This window comes from Rothia sp. HSID18069 (genome assembly GCF_003989155.1).
Taxonomy (GTDB): domain Bacteria; phylum Actinomycetota; class Actinomycetes; order Actinomycetales; family Micrococcaceae; genus Rothia; species Rothia aeria.
This window is the reverse complement of record NZ_RBMG01000001.1, coordinates 636,111-653,488: the sequence shown is the minus strand read 5'-3', so window position 1 is coordinate 653,488 and position 17,378 is coordinate 636,111. Positions and strand designations below refer to the sequence as shown.

Here is a 17,378-nt window from a genome sequence, read left to right as displayed (position 1 = left end):
AGCAGGCCATATGAGCAGCTGCTACTTGGGGTCTTGTGTGTTCGGTTTCGGGAAGTGAACACCGCGCTCAGCCAGAAAACGGCGGTCTTTCTTATCCCACTGCTGGGTGGGGTACGCTGCGAATAAATCCGGGCGGCGCGCCATCGTACGCTCAATCTGTCTCTCCCGCCGCCACCGCGCCACCGCACCGTGGTTGCCGGAAAGAAGCACCGGCGGCACCTGGAACCCACGCCACGAGGCAGGTTTTGTGAACACCGGGTACTCCAGCAGCCCGCCCGTATGCGATTCTTCGGTCAGCGACTCGGGGTTGCCGATCACTCCTGGGATCAGGCGTGCGGTCGCTTCAATCATCGCCATGACCGCAACCTCACCACCGTTGAGCACATAGTCGCCAATAGAGACGGGCATCATACGAAAACGCTCACTCGCCCACAGCAGCACCCGCTCGTCAATCCCCTCATACCGCCCGCACGCAAAAACAATGTGCTGTTCGGCGGCGAATTCGTAGGCCATCTCCTGGTTAAACACGGCACCTGCCGGTGAAGGCACCACCAGCAGCGGACGCCCATCGGGTTCGGGAACGTGCTGCGGCGCGGGCAGCAGCGGAACCTCATCACTGCCGGAAGCGTCTTCCGTACCGGGTGCACCCTCAGCAACCGCACCAGCAGTGTCCGCTGGGGCGGGTTCGTTGCCCTGATGCGGGGAGGAAGCAAGGACGGCATCCAAGGCCAAACCCCACGGTTCGGGTTTCATAACCATGCCCGCACCCCCACCATAGGGGGTGTCGTCCACGGTGCGGTGCCGATCAAACGTGTAATCGCGCAGGTTCACCGTGTTCAGACTCAGCAGCCCGTCTTCACGCGCTTTACCGATAAGAGAAAGTTCAAGAGGAGCCAGGTACTCCGGGAAAATACTAAGAACGTCGAACCGCACTACTTCCCTTTCAACGGGGTGCTCAGCTCAATCAGACCCTCCGGGGGGCTCAGCAGCACAAAACCCGGCTCGTCCCCTTCAGCTGGCACCACCTCGGGCACAATCTCATCAACAAACGGGACCATAATCTCCTGACCGCCATAAGCCGGGGACAGCTTAACCAGTAACAGATCCTGCACCGGCATCGTCTGCAAACCAATCACCGTGCCCAGCGGCTCCCCCACAGCAGGGTTATTGTTGGGGATTTCCCCATCAGGAACATCCTCCAGTAAGAACACGGGCAGCTCTAGCAGCTGATGCTCATAGAACCCTTCTTCTTCGCTGTTCACGTCTTCGGGAACCTCAAACATCAGAAGGGTGTTCCGCAGATCCTCAGCATGGTTACGGGTGGTGATCTCCTCAAAACGCACCACCAGAATTTTCTTATTCCAGCGGGCTGAGGCGACTGTCAAAGCCCCTGCTGGGGCTACGGTTGCGGCGACAGTACCGTGGGTGAACCCGTCAATGTGGAGCACCTCGCCGCGAGAGAATCGTTCTTCAGGGGCATCAGTAAACAGCTCAACCGTGACCTCACCACGAATACCGTGCGGTTTGCCGATACGCGCAACCAAAACCTGCATGAAACTCCTCAAACTTCTACACACCGCGCTGGTACTAGACACTTATTTTACATTGCTTACCTTACGAAAAGTGTCCCTCACCCAAAAGTTTAGGGCCGCACGTAAGAATCCCGCCACCGTAAAAGGTGACGGGATTCTCAGCAGAGGTTTTACTTGCGTTTTTTATCAGTGTCGACGATATCGATACGAACCTGAGAACCATCAGAGATCGCATCCATAACGGTGCGGATGCTCTTAGCGGTACGGCCCGAACGGCCGATCACCCGCCCCAAATCCTCGGGGTGGACTCGCACCTGCAGGGTCTCCCGGTACCGCTGCTGGCGCACACGCACCTTCACATCATCCGGGTGTTCAACAATCCCACGAACCAGGTGTTCGAGCGCGTCAGCCAACACGATTACTCAGCCGCTTCCTCGGTAGCCTCAGCTTCAGCGGTCTCGCCAGCTGCTTCAGAGGTTTCTTCCTCAGCCTTCTCAGCCTTGGGGGTAATAGCCTCAGGCAGAATGACGGAGCCCTTCTGCGGAACAACGAACTCGGGCTTAGGCTCAACCGGCTTCACCTTGTTCTCAGCCTTCTCACCCTTGAACGCTGCCCAGTCACCTGAGAGCTTCAGCAGAGCCAGCACCTGCTCGGTCGGCTGCGCGCCAACGGAAAGCCAGTACTGTGCACGCTCAGAGTTAATCTCGATACGCGAAGGCTGCTCAGTCGGGTGGTAAATACCGATCTCTTCAATGGTCTTACCGTCACGCTTCACACGCGAATCCGCGATCACAACACGGTAGCGAGGATCGCGGATCTTACCCATACGCTTGAGACGAATTTTAACAGCCACTTTTGTGGTTACTCCTGTTTCAATACTTGGTGCGGAACCGCGCTTCTCGCTCCCGTGGGGCGGGCCGTCCACGTGGCTCCTAATGGACACAACGACACGCGGAGAGAGGGGCCGCGCACGCCGGGTACTCAGATAGGGTAACAAACCCGCAGCATTTAAGCCAGTAGAGGCGCCCCATCAGTGTCTCAGCCAGTGCCCGCCTCATGTGCTGCAGCACGCTATGGGGAACATTAGTGACAACACACCGGGACAGGTTTAAGGCCGCTCATCTGAGCTCATCTCAACCACCTCACCGGTTCTCAGCGCCCTCAGACAATCATGCAGCCGCTCCGCGAAACCCAGATTCACATACTCCCGCAGCTGTTCCGGCGCTACCCACTCGTAGGTGATCAGCTCCTCCGTTTGCAAGGTTACCGGGGTGTTCTTAGCGATCACACCAGCATCGTACATGTAGTAGGTAGAGTCTCCCCACACGCCTCTCGCCAAACCGTGAAAAACCAGCAGAAGACGCCCCGGGGCAAGACGCAGACCCAGCTCTTCCTCCACCTCACGGAAACACCCCGGTTTAGGGGCCTCCCCGGCCTCAATGGTGCCACCGGGCAAAATCCACCCGTCCTTATAGTTGGGCTGCACCAGCAGAAGCTCACCGTGCTCGTTGCGGATGACCGCGCCCGCCGCTAAACGCCGTGTGGGTAAGGTCGCAATGAACTTGATCAGCTCCTCACGGCTTAAATACGAATCCTTCACGGGCGCTCCTTACCACTCTACAGGCCGAAAAAACGTTGGCTCGCACGGCGCAGGCGGGCCCCCAACCGGGAACGCTGCCCCGCCGCTGAGCTGTAGCTGCCCCGCACCGCCGGGATGCGGTTACTCTCCACCAGGTCATCAATTAAAGTACGTTTGGCCGGAGCCTGCGGCTCGCGTTCACCCGCCGCGCCCTGTCCGAGGGAAGCGGCAGAGCCGTCACTCTCTGGTGAGGAGGCGCGTACTACCTCCCCCTGCACGGGCTGTTTCCCGGCGGGTGTTTTAGAACCCACCGGGGTCTGCCTCAGCAAGCGTGCCAGCCGGGGAGCTAACAGGACCTCAGCGGTACCGCCCATCGCAAAAAGCGACGCCAAAGCCGTCGGCACAATCGCGCCCCGCCCCGCGGCACGGCGGCGACGGGCTAAGGCAATGAAGAACGCTGAGAGCCCCAGCTGCACTGTGCCATCAGCACGAAAAATACGGGTACGCAGCACATCCGCCGGGTCAGCGGCAGGTGCCCCGCCCCCGGTAACACCCGAACCCTGCTGCCCCGGAACACTGCTGGGCTCCTGCTCCTGCGTGCTCCGGCCGCTGCGCGCCGTGGTCTCTGCCGGTGGAGCATCCGGAGCGGCCTGTGCGCCCCGCCGGGCCACCACCGACGCCGAAACACCATTCACCGGCTCCTCAGCAGCTGACCCGAATGAGAACGCTCCACGAAGCCCGCCACGCATCCACCGGTTTAATGCGCTTTCCTTAGGCGGCAGATGGGTGAAGTCGAACGGGATCCTGCCGGTAGCCATCACATCAAGCCACTGCTCAAGATTCACCTGACGGTCAGTTGCCACCAAGCGATACGAACGATCCAGCGGACTCGCCAGCGTGGACTCATCCTCACCAAAAATACGGGCCGTACTAATGGACGAAACCTCAATGCGCCGCCCCGGAACATCAGCCAGCTCAACCGGCAGCCCCAACAGCTGAAGCACCGACTCCAAGGCAAGAGTGTTCTTCACATCATGAACATAAGAAGCCAACCGGCGCTTCTGCTGCCCCGTCACCCCAAACAGGTCAGCCAGCACCTCCACCGAACGTTCCCTCGCATCACGCGTCTCAGCCGACTCCAGCGGCATACCGGGAAGATCCAACAGCACATCCGCGAGCTCAGCCCCGCACGCCTGCCTCTGCTCATCAGATATGGGACGAGTCAGCTGCTTCGGCACGCCCTGCCACCGCAGTTCAAGAAGCATAACCTCAGGGTCCGTAGGAACCCCAAGCACACTCTGCACCCAATCATTCAACGATGCGGCATCCGTAGGATCCTCATCCAAGGAATCCGGCTCCTCAGGAGGCACAATAACCACCAGATGCTGCTGGTTCTCGTTACCCTCCGCGACAAGGGCTGTGCACTGCACATCATCAATGAGCGCCAACAGGTCATCGGGCATACCCGCAACCAGGGTCCAAGCCCCGGCAGGGGCCACCGCGAACTGCCGTTCACCGCGCGTTAACAGCAAGGCGGTCAGCACATCAATATCAACATCCAGCAGGGCCGCCGCATCAGCATCCGTCAAAAACTCCAGCTCATCGGCACCCCCAAATAGGGGCACCCAGATAGTTGGCGAGTCCTCAAGTGCAGCACCTGTAACAGGAAGCTGATCAACCAGCCAGGCCACATAGTCCTCAAGGGGCTCACCCACGGCAAAAACGCTGCCGGTGCGGGCCTGCTGCTCGGGGCGCAGCTGAAAAACGTTTAAATACCCGTCGCTGTCAACACCGCACAGCACATACACCTGCACCTCGGTCTCGCCCAGTTCGTAGGCCACAAGCTCAGGCCGCTCACCGGTGAGCGCAATAAGCTTCTGCACAATATCATCATGGGAGGCACCGCGTGCAAGCACCCGGCGCCGGTGCAGCTCCTCTTCCTGGGCAGGGTCAATAATATTTTCAAGACCCAAACGCACCTCAGAAGTACCGGCTTTACGCTGGTTTTTCCCCGGCACAGTGCTATCTGATGAAGGCATCGGGCGAACCTCTACGGTAAACTCCCCCGTATCCTGCAACGGTTGAGTCCGTTCCTCCGCGCCGCCGGGCGAAGCAGCACCATCTGCTGCACCGTTATGAGCGTCAGAGACGGCATCAGAATCCGCCCACATTTCGCTGAGCTTCTCAAAAGTCAGCTCACTATTTTCCAGTGACTTCGCCAGCTCATCCAGCCGCTCAGTATCCTCCACCTGATTCGGGGTGGCGTACATCTGCTGCGCTTTACGGATCAGCTCAACAATGCTGTCAGCCACAGCAGCATCACTGTCAGCTAACTGGCCCGAAACAGTTGAATACACCACCTGGGCCTCGCCCATCGACGGAGTGTTCTCACCGTATTCCAGAGAAAGCCGCACCCATACCGGCTCCAAGCCTTTCGCGCTGCCATGCTCGGATGTATCACCATCCCGCTGCGGTACGGTGAAGTCACTCGGGGTATCCGGGGCACCAAAATTATGCTTGTCTTCACTCGACACGGGGACTCCTTACATTCCTTGCAGCATTGCTTTCCACCGGCCTGTTGGACTTCACCCCTTAAATCGTTAGACCGAACGGGGTGCGCACCGTGCCCGCGCTTAGGGCACGGGCCTCAGCAACCCGTCTAATGTCAATATTCTCTCACCAGCACCACGGCCAGACACCCTATTCGGCTGAGCGCCAAATCTGGGCTAACACAGTACGTTGAGCTCTACTTCAAGAACTTCTCAAAGCCCTTAGGCAAGTTCATATCCGCAAGGTCAAGCTCCTGCTGCTGCGTCTGCTGCCCAAAGGCAGCGCCCTGACGGGCTTTCTCCGCCTGCTGCGCCTGCGCCTCCTGCTGTGCGCGCTTCATAGGGTTGCCCGAACGCGACCCCTTCTTCTTATTATTCTTCTTGTTCTTCTTACGGTTACCGCCGCCAGCAGCCGCCATACCGGGCATCTGCATACCGCCGGGAACACCGGACATCTTACCGGCGGCAAGCTTCTTCATCATCTTCTGAGCCTGAGCGAAACGCTCCATGAGCTGATTCACCTCAGAGACGGTAACACCCGCACCCTTCGCAATACGCGCACGGCGGGAACCATTAATAATCTTCGGGGCCACGCGCTCATGCGGAGTCATTGAACGCACAATAGCCTCAACCCGGTCAATTTCACGCTCATCAAAAGCCTCCAACTGCTGACGGATCTGTGCCGCGCCGGGCATCATCATCAGAAGCTTCTTCATAGAACCAAGCTTGCGAATCTGCTGCATCTGCGCCAAGAAATCCTCAAACGTGAAGTCTTCCTGGTCAATGAACTTCTTCGCCATACGGTCGGCTTCAGCCTTGTCCCAGTTAGCCTCAGCCTGCTCGATCAGGGTCAGAATATCGCCCATATCAAGGATGCGGCTGGCCATGCGGTCGGGGTGGAACTGCTCAAAGTCACCCACGTTCTCACCCGTGGAGGCAAACATAATCGGTTTGCCGGTCACCGAAGCAACCGAAAGCGCCGCACCGCCGCGGGCGTCACCATCAAGCTTGGAAAGCACCACACCGGTGAAGTCCACACCCTCGTTGAAGGCGTTCGCGGTGTTCACCGCATCCTGGCCGATCATCGCATCAATCACGAACAGCACTTCTTGCGGCTCAATAGCATCACGAATATTACGTGCCTGCTGCATGAGCTCAGCATCCACACCCAAGCGGCCAGCAGTATCAACAATCACCACGTCATGCAGCTTCGCACGCGCCTCAGCCACACCGTCTCGGGCCACCTGCACCGGGTCACCGGTGGGGGTGTCGAACTCACTAGTCACACCCGGGTGAGGCGCAAAAACAGGTACACCCGCGCGTTCACCCACAATCTTCAGCTGGGTCACCGCATTTGGGCGCTGCAAATCAGATGCTACCAGGATGGGGGTGTGCCCCTGACCCTTCAGCCACTTCGCCAGCTTACCCGCCAGCGTGGTTTTACCGGCACCCTGCAAACCAGCGAGCATAATAATGGTGGGGCCGCTCTTCGCCATATTAATACGGCGAGTCTGCCCACCCAGAATACCCACCAGCTCCTCATTGACGATCTTCACGATCTGCTGCGAGGGGTTCAGAGCCTCCGACACTTCCGCACCGAGCGCACGCTCCTTCACATGCGCAACGAACTCACGCACCACCGGAACGGCGACGTCCGCATCCAGCAGCGCACGCCGGATCTCCCGCACGGTCGCATCAATATCAGCCTCTGAGAGGCGTCCCTTGCCGCGCAGGTTTTTAAAGGTTGCCGTCAACCGGTCTGAGAGCGAATTGAACACGAGCCGTGGTCACTTTCTATACGTCGGTGAGCGGGACACACGGCAATATTATGGCCGCACCAGCCCGCATCTTTAACATGGGTAATCAATCTACAAGGATACAGGATATGCCCTAATATGCTGACAATAGCACCCTTTAATGAGCGTTTGGCGAAACCACACAACAGCACACAGCCACATAATAGAGGTATGGACTTTCGGACGACAGCTGCAGGACACCAATACGGGGTGCGAGCCTCGGCGCTGATCATGCACGCGGGAAAACTTCTCACCTACAGTCACCACAACAAATACTTTGTACCCGGCGGCGCAGTGCACGTCGGTGAGCACAGCACGGATGCGGTACGCCGCGAAATACGCGAAGAACTAGGTATCGACTGCACGGTTCGGCAGCTTGCGTTCGTGGGAGAGCACCTTTTCGAGGTGCACGGTATGCCGAACCACCGCATCGAATTCCACTACCTCGTAGATGTTGATTCTGAAGCGGTCCCAATAACCACCCGCGACGAAGGGCACCACTACCCCTGCGTGTGGCTGCCGCTTCAATCCCTAGCGGATTATCCGCTCAAACCAGAGTTTCTTACACATGAGCTACCGCAGTGGGATGGGGAACTCACCCATATCGCTACCGTCGAATAAAGCTTATATAAAAGCTCAAAATCTCCGTCTTGAATCCGCCACAGTTGATGCCAGCATCTTTGCCAAAATAAAGGAAAGTTAGATACGATTAGCACTATGGAGGATCGTCGGTATCTCAAAACTCACCCCTGGATTACTTTCCAGTACGGGCCACATCTTAACCAGTTATGGGCAAAGCTGGGAGAAGCATACTCAAAATGCCAGCACCTAGCAGGGATTCCTATTAAACCGGCTATCGCCCAAGATTTGGCGTCATTTGTACTCACCAAGGGTTCCCTGGCGACTGTCGCCATTGAGGGGAACACGCTCACCGAACGTGAAGCCCAGCAAATCCTGCATGAAGGAAAACAGCTACCACCCTCACAGGATTATTTGGAACAGGAAATCCGCAACGTGGCGCGTGCGTTAGACACTATCGATACTGAGGGGCGTGGCTCACCCGGATTCGAGCTATCAGCCGTCTGGCTTAAAGAACAAAATATCAAGGTTTTAGATGGACTGGAGGTAGCCAACGGTGTAGTTCCCGGTGAGTACACCACACAGTCACTAGTTGTTGGCAGCTACCGTGCGGCGCCTCCAGAAGACGTCCCCTATTTAGTGGATCGCCTATGCGACTGGCTCAATGAGAGTTTTATTAAGCCATCCCAAGACCCTGACCTCTCCGAAGATGTGCGCTTTTACCACGCATTTTTTGGAGCCGTTATAGGGCACCTGTACTCAGTATGGATCCACCCTTTTGGTGACGGCAATGGACGCACCGCACGCCTTCTTGAAGTGGCGATCCTAGCACACAGTGGTGTGGTACCTTGGGTGGCTTCAAACCTTCTATCCGATCACTACAACCGAACCCGCACCCGGTATTACCAGAAGCTTGCTGCAGCCTCGCAAAAGAACGATATTGACGGGCTGGTACAGTATGCCGCTGAGGGTTTGGTAGACATGTTACGGGAACAAATTGATAGGGTCAGGTCGCACCAAGTCCTCATTGCCTGGGAAAGCTACGTGCATGAGCGGTTCCACGGTGAACCAGCTGGCAAAGCGAAAGAACGTCGACTAAAGATGGTGCTCACTATGGAGACGGGGAAACGGTACACCCAAGCCGATATACGCCATCTGAACATTGAACTTGCAGAGTTATATGCAGGCCATGAAACACGCATTATTACCCGTGACCTCAGGGCGCTTGAAGCACTGGGGCTAGTGCGCATGCATGAAAATAAAACCTGGTCCTCCAATGCGGAAATTATGAGCGCATTTATGCCCATCCCGCAAAAGTTATAAGACTGCTACCACCCTGATTCTAAAACACGCAGCGCCCCCGGCCGGAAATTTTTACCCCTCCACCTGGAGGTTATTTCCTATCGGGGGCGCCGCATGCGGTTATTTATAGGCAGCTAGTCGAGGAGCGCATCCACGAAGCCTTCGGGGTCGAAAGGTGCCAGGTCGTCCGGGCCTTCGCCGAGTCCCACAAGCTTGACGGGAACACCCAATTCTTCCTGGATGGCCACCACGATGCCGCCCTTCGCGGTGCCGTCGAGCTTGGTGAGCACAATACCGGTCACGTCCACGATTTCGCCGAAGACCTTCGCCTGCACCATACCGTTCTGCCCGGTGGTTGCGTCAATCACCAGAAGCACCTCGGTCACGGGGGCTTCCTTCTCAATCACGCGTTTGATCTTGCCGAGCTGATCCATCAGACCGGCCTTATTCTGCAGACGACCCGCAGTATCAACCAGAACCGTGCCGATGCCCTCAGCTTTAGCGGTCTTCACCGCGTCGAAGGCAACAGAGGCGGGATCAGCGCCTTCCTTCTCGCTGCGCACAGTTTTCACGCCCACGCGGTCGCCCCAGGTCGTCAGCTGTTCGGAAGCCGCAGCACGGAAAGTATCAGCCGCACCCAGCAGAAGCGAATCCCCGTCTGCGACCATCACGCGGGCGATCTTACCGACCGTCGTGGTCTTCCCCACGCCGTTCACGCCGACCACAAGCACCACGCCGGGGTTGCCGTCGGTGCCTTCGGTCTTTAGCTCACGATCCATCGTGGGGCCAATAATCTCAAGAAGCTCCTCATGAAGCATCTTCTTCACGGCGGCAGGGTTATCGGTACCCTCCACACGCACCCGCTTCTGAAGCGCCTCCACCAGGCGGGTGGTCGGCTCAGCCCCCAGATCCGCCATGAGCAGAGTCTCTTCGACCTCGTCCCAGACATCCTGATCAATGCGATCTCGTGAGAGCAGAGCCAAAAGCCCCTTGCCCAGCATGTTGTTCGACCGTGCCAAACGGGCACGCAGCCGCACCAGACGCCCCGCAACCGGCGCGGGAGTCTCAACCCCCGGCTCCTGCGGTTCTTCACCCTCAGGCTCTTTGGCACCGCCGGTATCATCGGCGTCGCGGGTGCTCGGGTACCCGCCGCGAGGCGCCTTCGGGGAACGCAAAAACGCAAAGAGCACACCGATAAGAACCAGCACGCCCAGCACAATTGCAAGGATTATCCACATAGTTTCATTCACACTACTAGCTTACCGGTTCACACTCTCCCAACACAGTGTTTCTAGGAGATGAATCGTGCAGATAAACCCCGGGCAGGAGTAGACTAGCGATTGTAGAAAACGCCAGCACACCAGCACCAGCTCACGCCTGCCCATTAGCGCATCGGGCACACAGATACATCAGCGAAGAAGGATAATGCCAGAACCCACAACACCCGAACGTAACAATCACTGCGACCACCCCAGCACCACCACCGGTTCGCTGCCCATTATCACCCCCGGCGCGGACGCTCTGGGCACCGCCACCATCGAAGAAGAAACCGGGCGGCGCATCCGTTTTACTCGCACGCGGGAAACTGTTCAGGGCGGCAAAATTCCCACCGGCCTTAAAGTTCTCATCGCCGCGTCGTTCATGATCGCCCTCGGGTACGGGCTTGTGGCACCGGTACTTCCCAGTTTTGCGCGTAGCTTTAATGTGGGTGTTACGGCAACAACGATTGTGGTCTCGGCATTAGCAGCCATGCGGTTAGCCTTCGCGCCGAGTGCGGGCAAGCTTATCTCCCGGTTTGGCGAGCGCCCAATCTACACCTGCGGCATGATTATTGTGGCGGTTTCGTCCTTCGTAAATGCCGCCGCCTGGGATTACTGGGTGCTGCTGGCTTCGCGTGCGTTCGCAGGTATCGGTTCGGTCATGTTCACGGTTTCTGCGATGGGTCTTTTGGTGCGTTTAGCGCCGTCGCATATGCGCGGGCGGGTTTCGGGATACTACGCTACCGCATTCCTGCTTGGGAACATTATGGGGCCGGTCGTTGGCGGCGCACTCAGCGGCTTGGGGATGCGCCTGCCGTTCGCTCTCTACGGCTGCTCTCTGCTGGTGGCTGGGGCTATCGTGTGGTTTATGCTGCCTCCGGCAGATCAGATCGATGCTGAACGTGAGGCGTACAGTCTTCCCGCCCAGCATGATGTTGCCCCCAGCGCTTCACCTGATGCCGACAAGCCCGGTACGACCGGTGTTCCTGCAGCCGATGCACCAGCCTCAGGCCGGAATTCCGCATCGGGGCAGGAGCCGTCTCAGCAGAAAACCCCCACACCAGCCGTTATGACCGTTCGGCAGGCACTCAAATTTACGAACTACCGCTCAGCGCTTTTCACGAACTTCACAATTGGCTGGGCGGTTTTAGGCATACAGTCCTCCCTGATTCCGCTGCTCGCGGCATATTTAGCGACGGGCGGCGATGCGTCTAAGGCATCGGAGGGAACCGTCCTTGCCTCTACGGTGATGGCGGTTGGTTCGTTAGCCAATGCTCTCACCCAAACCGTTTCGGGGCGTCTATCTGACAGCCTGGGGCGGCGCATCATGATTTTTATCGGTTTGCTGATCGCCGGAACCGCCATTTCAACCATTGGTATTTCTTCGGCGCCCTGGATGCTCATAGCCCTGATCGTGGGCATGGGGGCCGGTGCTGCACTGATCACGCCCTCGCTGCAGGCTTCTGTTGCCGATGTGATCGGCGGTAAACGCGACGGTGCGCCCGTGCTTGCGACCTTCCAAATGCACAGTGACTTCGGCATGATTCTGGGTCCGCTTCTCGCCGGTGCCGTCGCCGATACGTGGGGGTTTACGCCCGCGTTCATGCTCTGCGGAGGTTTGCTCCTGGCGGCTTCGCTCACCTGGCTGCCGTTCCGCACCCCGCGCTGGCCCAGCGAACTGGCGGATGAGAACTATACCGGGAAGTAAAGGAACATTCACAAAACATGTGGGCTTAAAGAATACTCGGAAGTATTCTTAAGCCCACATGTTTTGTGCGCAGAAAACGTTAGAGAAGCTCACGCAGCTCCTCCACGCTCTGCGAAATAACGGTTGAAACCCCCTCACGCATCGACACCCCGTACAGGGTTTGTGCCACCTGCATTGTGCGTTTCTGGTGCGTGATCAGAATCAGCTGCGAGCGCTGCCCCAGCTGCTCAATCACCTCAAGCAGACGCCCCAGGTTGCGGTCGTCAAGGGCTGCTTCCACCTCGTCAAGGGCGTAGAAGGGGCTGGGGCGAGCCATGAAAATAGCAATGAGCAGAGCCAGGGACGCTAACGACCGTTCACCGCCTGAGAGGAGCGAGAGACGTTTAACTTTTTTGCCGGCGGGCCGCGCAAAAATCTCGATACCCGAGTTGAGGGTGTCTTCGGGGTCTGTGAGTTCTAGCCGCCCCTGACCGCCCGGGAAAAGCGTGGCGAAAATATGCTCATAATGCTCGTTAATGTCGGCGAGCGCGGCGGTGAACACTTCGGTGATGCGGCTGGTGACTTCGTCCATAACAGTGTTCAGATCGGCACGGGACTTTTTGAGGTCTGCGATCTGTTCACGGAGGTAGCTGTGCCGCTCGGTGAGCGCCTCATATTCTTCGAGTGCTAGCGGGTTGACGCTGCCTAGCCGGCGGAGCTCGGCTTCGGTGGCGGTGAGGCGCTCTTTGAGGGTTTCTTCGCTGACTTCTTCGTCCCCTGTCGCAGCCTGCGGGTGGGCGGCGGTGATCTCATCAAGGGTGAGGCTGGTGAGCAGCTGGGCTCGTTCGGCCAGGTTCTCACGGCGGGTTTCGATGCGCGCAATGTCGGTTTCGCTTCGAGCGGCGAGGGTGAGGGCTGCGGCGCGGGCGGTTTCAAGCTCTTGCTGTTCGGCACGGTTTTTGGTGCGCTGGGCCGTTATTTTTTCGATTTCGCCGGTGGTGTCGGCAATATGTTGGCGCAGCTTTGCTATTTCGTGTTCAAGAGCGTGGGCGAGGGCGAGGGCACGGGCGTGTGTACCCTGGGCGCGCTGTGCCACGCGCTGGGTGTGAGCAACCGCAGCGTGGGCGTTCTGCCGGGTGCTGATGGCGCGCTGGTGCAGGTCTTGAGCGCGGGTGAGGGCTGTTTGTGCTGCTGCGTATTCCGCTTCGATGCGCACCATAACAGAGTGGGCTTCTTGGCGGGTTTTTTCTGCCTGCGTGTGGGCATCACGCGCAGCAGCCAGCTCGGCTTCTAGGGCCTGTTGCGTGGTGGGCGGGTGCGTTTGCGCCGCCTCTGCGGGGTGCTGCTGCGCGGTTTCGTGGGCGTCAAGTTCGGCTCGGGCATGAGCGTAGGTTTCGTTCGCTAGACGTGCTGCTGTGCGGGCGGTTTCGAGTCGTTCTTGGGCGCGGCGCAGTTCCGCATCCATGCTTTCACCACGAACAGTAATGCGTTCTTGCGCGGTTTGGGCGGCGCTCAGTGCGGCACGCGCCTGCCCCAGGGTTTTGGCGGTATCTCGTTCAGTGGTGAGTGTTTCGGCGAGCTTTTTCTCTGCGGCTGCGAGCTTCTGGGCGGCGTGCTGGGCTAGACGGGCGGTAGCCTCGGCGTGCTCTTGCGCTGTGCGGGCGGCGGCGGCCAGTTCGAGGGCGCTGGCCCCCGCATCGGGGTGCAGCTCAGCGTGGCGCGAGTACACGATACCGTGCGTATCTATTGCTAGGCGGGCCCCCGCTTTAAGTGCTGCGCGGGCGTGGTGCGCGGTGGGAGCACAGTAGACTCCCGCAAGCTGTTCGTCGAGTGCCGCTTTCAGGGCCTGGGTTTCTGCTTTCCGCAGCGGTTTGGGGCCGGTACCGGCGGGGTCTTCGGCGCGTATGGTGATGATGTTGTGTGCAGCATAGGCTTTTACGGTTGGCGGCATCATGGGTTCGGGGTGCTTTTCAGGAGCACTGTTTGGTGAGCCCGCGGGGAGGATGCGTGAGATGCTGGCTGTTCTGGGCGCGTTCAGTGCGGCGGTTGCCAGCTGCGCCAGGGCGGAGGCGGCGGCTTTTTCCCAGCCTGGTTCGATGGTGATAACGTCCAGAACACGCAGCAGGTTCTCGGCTGCGGGGTTTGACGCCCCCTGTGGTTCCTCCTGGTTCAGGTGGGTGCCGAGAGCTTCACGCAGGGTAGCGGCGCGCTCGCGGGCACCTGCTGCTTCTTGGGCGATGCGGGCGGCTTCTTCCCGAGCGGCGTCACGTTTTTCCTCTGCGCTCATGCGCTCTTGACGGATCTTCGTAAGACGATGCTCGTGGGCGTCATGTTCGGCCTCGGCTGCGGTGCGGGCGGCCTCAGCTTCGGCGCGTTGACCAGCGATTCCGGCTGCTTCTGCGGTGAGCTGTTCCACCTCTGCCCTGCGGTTCGTTTCCTCATCGTTGGCCCGCTCGTACCCGGCGCGTGCCACGGCGGCGGCTTCGGTGAGTTCGGCACGGCGCTGGCGCTCCTGCTGGGCTGCGGCGGCGTGGGCGGTGAGCTTCTGCTCGATACTCTGCACCTGGGCGCGCGCCGATTCGGCGACCTCGGCAGCCTGTTGAAGTGCTTCGCGGGCCTGCTCAAGGGCTGCGGTGCTTTGGGTCAGCGCCTGCTCGTCGGCCTCCATGCGCTCTGCTGCCCTGTTGACTTCGGCGTCGTAACCGGTCATATCTGCGTTTTGCTGCCCGGTTTTTGCGCGTTCGGCAGCCACGGAGGCGGTGGCATGCGTGCGGGTGAGCAGCTGGTTCAGGTGCGAAAGCTGCTCGGCGTGAGCCGCCTGGGTGGCGCGTAAAGATTCAAGGTGCGTATCGTGTTCCAGGCCGTCGGCGTGGGCTTGTGACCACTGCTGCTGCAGCTGCTCGGCGTGTTCGGCGGCTGCGGCGCCCCGCTCACGCTCAGCGTCTAATAAGCCATCAAGGGCGTGGGCTTGGCGGGCAATCAGCAGCGCGTTGAGCTCACGGATACGCGCCTGCAGTTCACGTGCTGCCGCAGCAGATTCGGCCTGCTCCCCCAGCGGTTTAAGCTGGCTCTGCAGCTCGGCTGCTAGGTCGTTGAGCCGGGTGAGGTTCGCGCTCATCGCCTCAAGTTTACGTGCTGTTTTATCTTGACGACGGCGGTATTTGAGGATTCCGGCGGCCTCTTCGATCACCTCGCGGCGTTCAGCGGCGGAGGCGTGCAGAATCTTATCCAGCTGCCCTTGGCCGATCAGCACGTGCATCTCAGGCCCCAGGCCCGCCTCAGACAGCAGGTCTTGCACATCGGACAGCCGGGCCGGGGAACCATTAATCTCGTATTCACTGCCGCCGGCGCGGAACATGGTGCGGGAAATTTCGACCTCTGCTGAGGGGATCGTCAGCGCCCCGTCTGAGTTGTCGATGCGCAGGCTCACCTTTGCCCGCCCCAGTGCTGATTTACCGCCCTGTTCGGCTCCGGCCCCGGCGAAGATAACATCCTGCATGGACCCGCCGCGCAGGCTTTTAGCGCCTTGTTCTCCCATGACCCAGGCGAGCGCATCCACAATATTTGATTTGCCTGAACCGTTCGGACCCACCACCGCGTTAATGCCGGGGGTGAACTCGAACGTGGTGGCGGAGGCGAAGGATTTGAAACCGCGCAGGGTGAGCGAATGCAGGTGCACGGGGAGTATCCTTCCGGTAGTGGTTTTCGGCCCAGCCGTGATTTTCAGCTACCTATAAGGTTAACGTATCAGGATTTGGCGGGCCCGGCGGCTATACTTGGGGCGTAGGGTTACTGGCCTACGCCCGCAGTGAACGGGTGGTGCTTATTACTCTTTCTGACGGGTTTTATATGCCCGCCCTAATAACTGATACGGGCCTTGGTAGGGTAAATTTTAAGTAACCAACACTGAGGCGGGGAGCGCACAAGCTCCCCTTCTTTCGTGAACGAAATAGTACTGTCCAAAACATACGAAGGCATTATGTCTGCACAAAACGCTGCTTCGCCCGGATCAGGGGCGAACTCCGATATCCGCCACCGCAATGCGGCGCTACTTTCGATTGAGAACGAGCTACCGCCCTTGGTGGTTTCGAGCGACTACTTTGATGAGCAGCTGGCAGACACCTACAAGCGGTTGCGCATGCCCAAGGGCCTGTTGGAGCGGCTGGCTGGCATTAGTGAACGGCGTGGCTGGGCGCAGGGGCAGACCTTTGAGGACGGCGCGGTTGCCGCCGCTGAGAAGGCGATCTCCTCCGCCGGTATTGACAGGAACCGTATCGGTTTAATGATTAACGCCTCGGTGACGCGCGATAATTTTGAACCCGCCGTCTCGGTGGGTGTTCACGACCGCCTTAACCTGCCGCGGCACGCTTTGAACTTCGATATTACAAACGCCTGCCTGGGGTTTGTGAACGCCATGACGGTGGCAGCGACCATGATCGACTCGGGCGCTATCGAGTACGCCCTGGTTGTGGCCGGTGAGGACCCTTCCCCCTGGCACCGTACCGCCTTGCGCATCCTAAACCAGCCCAATACTTCCCGCGATGATGTGCTCGCGCAGTTCGCCACCCTCACCCTCGGCTCGGGTGCGGCAGCAGCCGTAATAGGCCGGGCGGATGAGCACCCCAACGGGCACCGTATTGTGGGCTCTGTGTCGCGGGCAGGTACGGAGCACCGTGATTTGTGCATCGGCGGCGAAGCTGACCAGGGAATGAACACCGATGCTGCCGGGCTGCTGGAGCACGGCTTGGAGCTGGTGGCGCAGGCGTGGGAGCAGGCGCATCAGGACGGCTGGGACTGGGGCAGCATGACCTCCTATGTGACCCACCAGATTTCGAACGCCCACACGAACGCCATTATTGAGGCGGTCGGTATTGAGCGGGAACGTATTCCGTTGACTTTCCCCCGCTGGGGTAATGTGGCGGCGGCGGCGCTGCCGATGACCCTGGCCGAGTACGCACCCACCTACGCTAAAGGTGATCGGATTTTGTGTATGGGTGTGGGTTCGGGGCTTAACACAGCGCTCATGGAAATCACCTGGTAACCATATGATGTACCGCGGGGAGCCTCGGCAGTGAGGCTCCCCGACACACACCAC

The 17,378-nt window shown here is 59.2% G+C and carries 13 protein-coding genes; 4 read left to right on the top strand and 9 right to left on the bottom strand.

Translation table 11 applies throughout. The features are described 5' to 3' along the window. Positions 1-21 precede the first annotated feature (21 nt). From trmD to ffh, 7 genes are all read right to left on the bottom strand, one after another. Entirely contained in the window at positions 22-933 is a 912-nt protein-coding gene (gene trmD / locus D8M41_RS02930; RefSeq protein WP_126926359.1) for a tRNA (guanosine(37)-N1)-methyltransferase TrmD, read from the bottom strand. Continuing rightward, positions 933-1,553: a ribosome maturation factor RimM gene (gene rimM, locus D8M41_RS02925; protein ID WP_126926358.1), complete on the bottom strand. Its 621-nt coding sequence runs from the start codon at positions 1,551-1,553 to the stop codon at positions 933-935. The genes trmD and rimM overlap by 1 nt, the downstream gene beginning before the upstream one ends. 149 nt (positions 1,554-1,702) lie before the next feature. Further along, on the bottom strand, positions 1,703-1,948 hold the full coding sequence (locus D8M41_RS02920) for an RNA-binding protein (protein ID WP_006887976.1): 246 nt from the start codon (positions 1,946-1,948) through the stop codon (positions 1,703-1,705). A gap of 2 nt (positions 1,949-1,950) precedes the next feature. Next, entirely contained in the window at positions 1,951-2,385 is a 435-nt protein-coding gene (gene rpsP, locus D8M41_RS02915; RefSeq protein WP_006887964.1) for a 30S ribosomal protein S16, read from the bottom strand. 255 nt (positions 2,386-2,640) lie between these two features. Continuing rightward, positions 2,641-3,132 carry an NUDIX domain-containing protein gene (locus tag D8M41_RS02910; protein WP_126926357.1) on the bottom strand — a complete coding sequence of 164 codons (492 nt, stop codon included), beginning with the start codon at positions 3,130-3,132 and terminating at the stop codon, positions 2,641-2,643. A gap of 17 nt (positions 3,133-3,149) precedes the next feature. Next, a complete protein-coding gene (locus D8M41_RS02905) occupies positions 3,150-5,645 on the bottom strand; it encodes a hypothetical protein (RefSeq protein WP_126926356.1) in 2,496 nt (831 codons plus the stop codon). A 212-nt stretch (positions 5,646-5,857) separates the two neighbouring features. Further along, positions 5,858-7,438 carry a signal recognition particle protein gene (gene ffh / locus D8M41_RS02900; protein ID WP_006887981.1) on the bottom strand — a complete coding sequence of 527 codons (1,581 nt, stop codon included), beginning with the start codon at positions 7,436-7,438 and terminating at the stop codon, positions 5,858-5,860. A gap of 189 nt (positions 7,439-7,627) precedes the next feature. Between ffh and D8M41_RS02895 the strand changes: the two genes are divergently transcribed. Then, positions 7,628-8,077, top strand: coding sequence for an NUDIX hydrolase (locus tag D8M41_RS02895; RefSeq protein WP_126926355.1), 450 nt, complete (start codon positions 7,628-7,630; stop codon positions 8,075-8,077). A gap of 96 nt (positions 8,078-8,173) precedes the next feature. Next, entirely contained in the window at positions 8,174-9,358 is a 1,185-nt protein-coding gene (locus tag D8M41_RS02890; protein ID WP_006887982.1) for a Fic family protein, read from the top strand. Positions 9,359-9,471: 113 nt separating this feature from the next. On the opposite strand, the gene ftsY is transcribed toward D8M41_RS02890, so the two are convergent. Continuing rightward, positions 9,472-10,575 (bottom strand): signal recognition particle-docking protein FtsY, encoded by a 1,104-nt coding sequence (ftsY, locus tag D8M41_RS02885; RefSeq protein WP_174232415.1) that lies wholly within the window; start codon positions 10,573-10,575, stop codon positions 9,472-9,474. Positions 10,576-10,762: 187 nt separating this feature from the next. On the opposite strand from ftsY, the gene D8M41_RS02880 reads away from it, so the two are divergent. Then, positions 10,763-12,304, top strand: coding sequence for an MFS transporter (locus D8M41_RS02880; RefSeq protein ID WP_174232404.1), 1,542 nt, complete (start codon positions 10,763-10,765; stop codon positions 12,302-12,304). A 79-nt stretch (positions 12,305-12,383) separates the two neighbouring features. Here D8M41_RS02880 and smc read toward each other — a convergent pair whose 3' ends face one another. Further along, positions 12,384-15,962 carry a chromosome segregation protein SMC gene (gene smc, locus D8M41_RS02875; RefSeq protein WP_023134715.1) on the bottom strand — a complete coding sequence of 1,193 codons (3,579 nt, stop codon included), beginning with the start codon at positions 15,960-15,962 and terminating at the stop codon, positions 12,384-12,386. Between the two features lie 300 nt (positions 15,963-16,262). Here smc and D8M41_RS02870 point away from each other — a divergent pair, with 300 nt between their 5' ends. Continuing rightward, on the top strand, positions 16,263-17,324 hold the full coding sequence (locus tag D8M41_RS02870; RefSeq protein WP_023134713.1) for a 3-oxoacyl-ACP synthase III: 1,062 nt from the start codon (positions 16,263-16,265) through the stop codon (positions 17,322-17,324). The last annotated feature ends 54 nt before the right edge of the window (positions 17,325-17,378 follow it).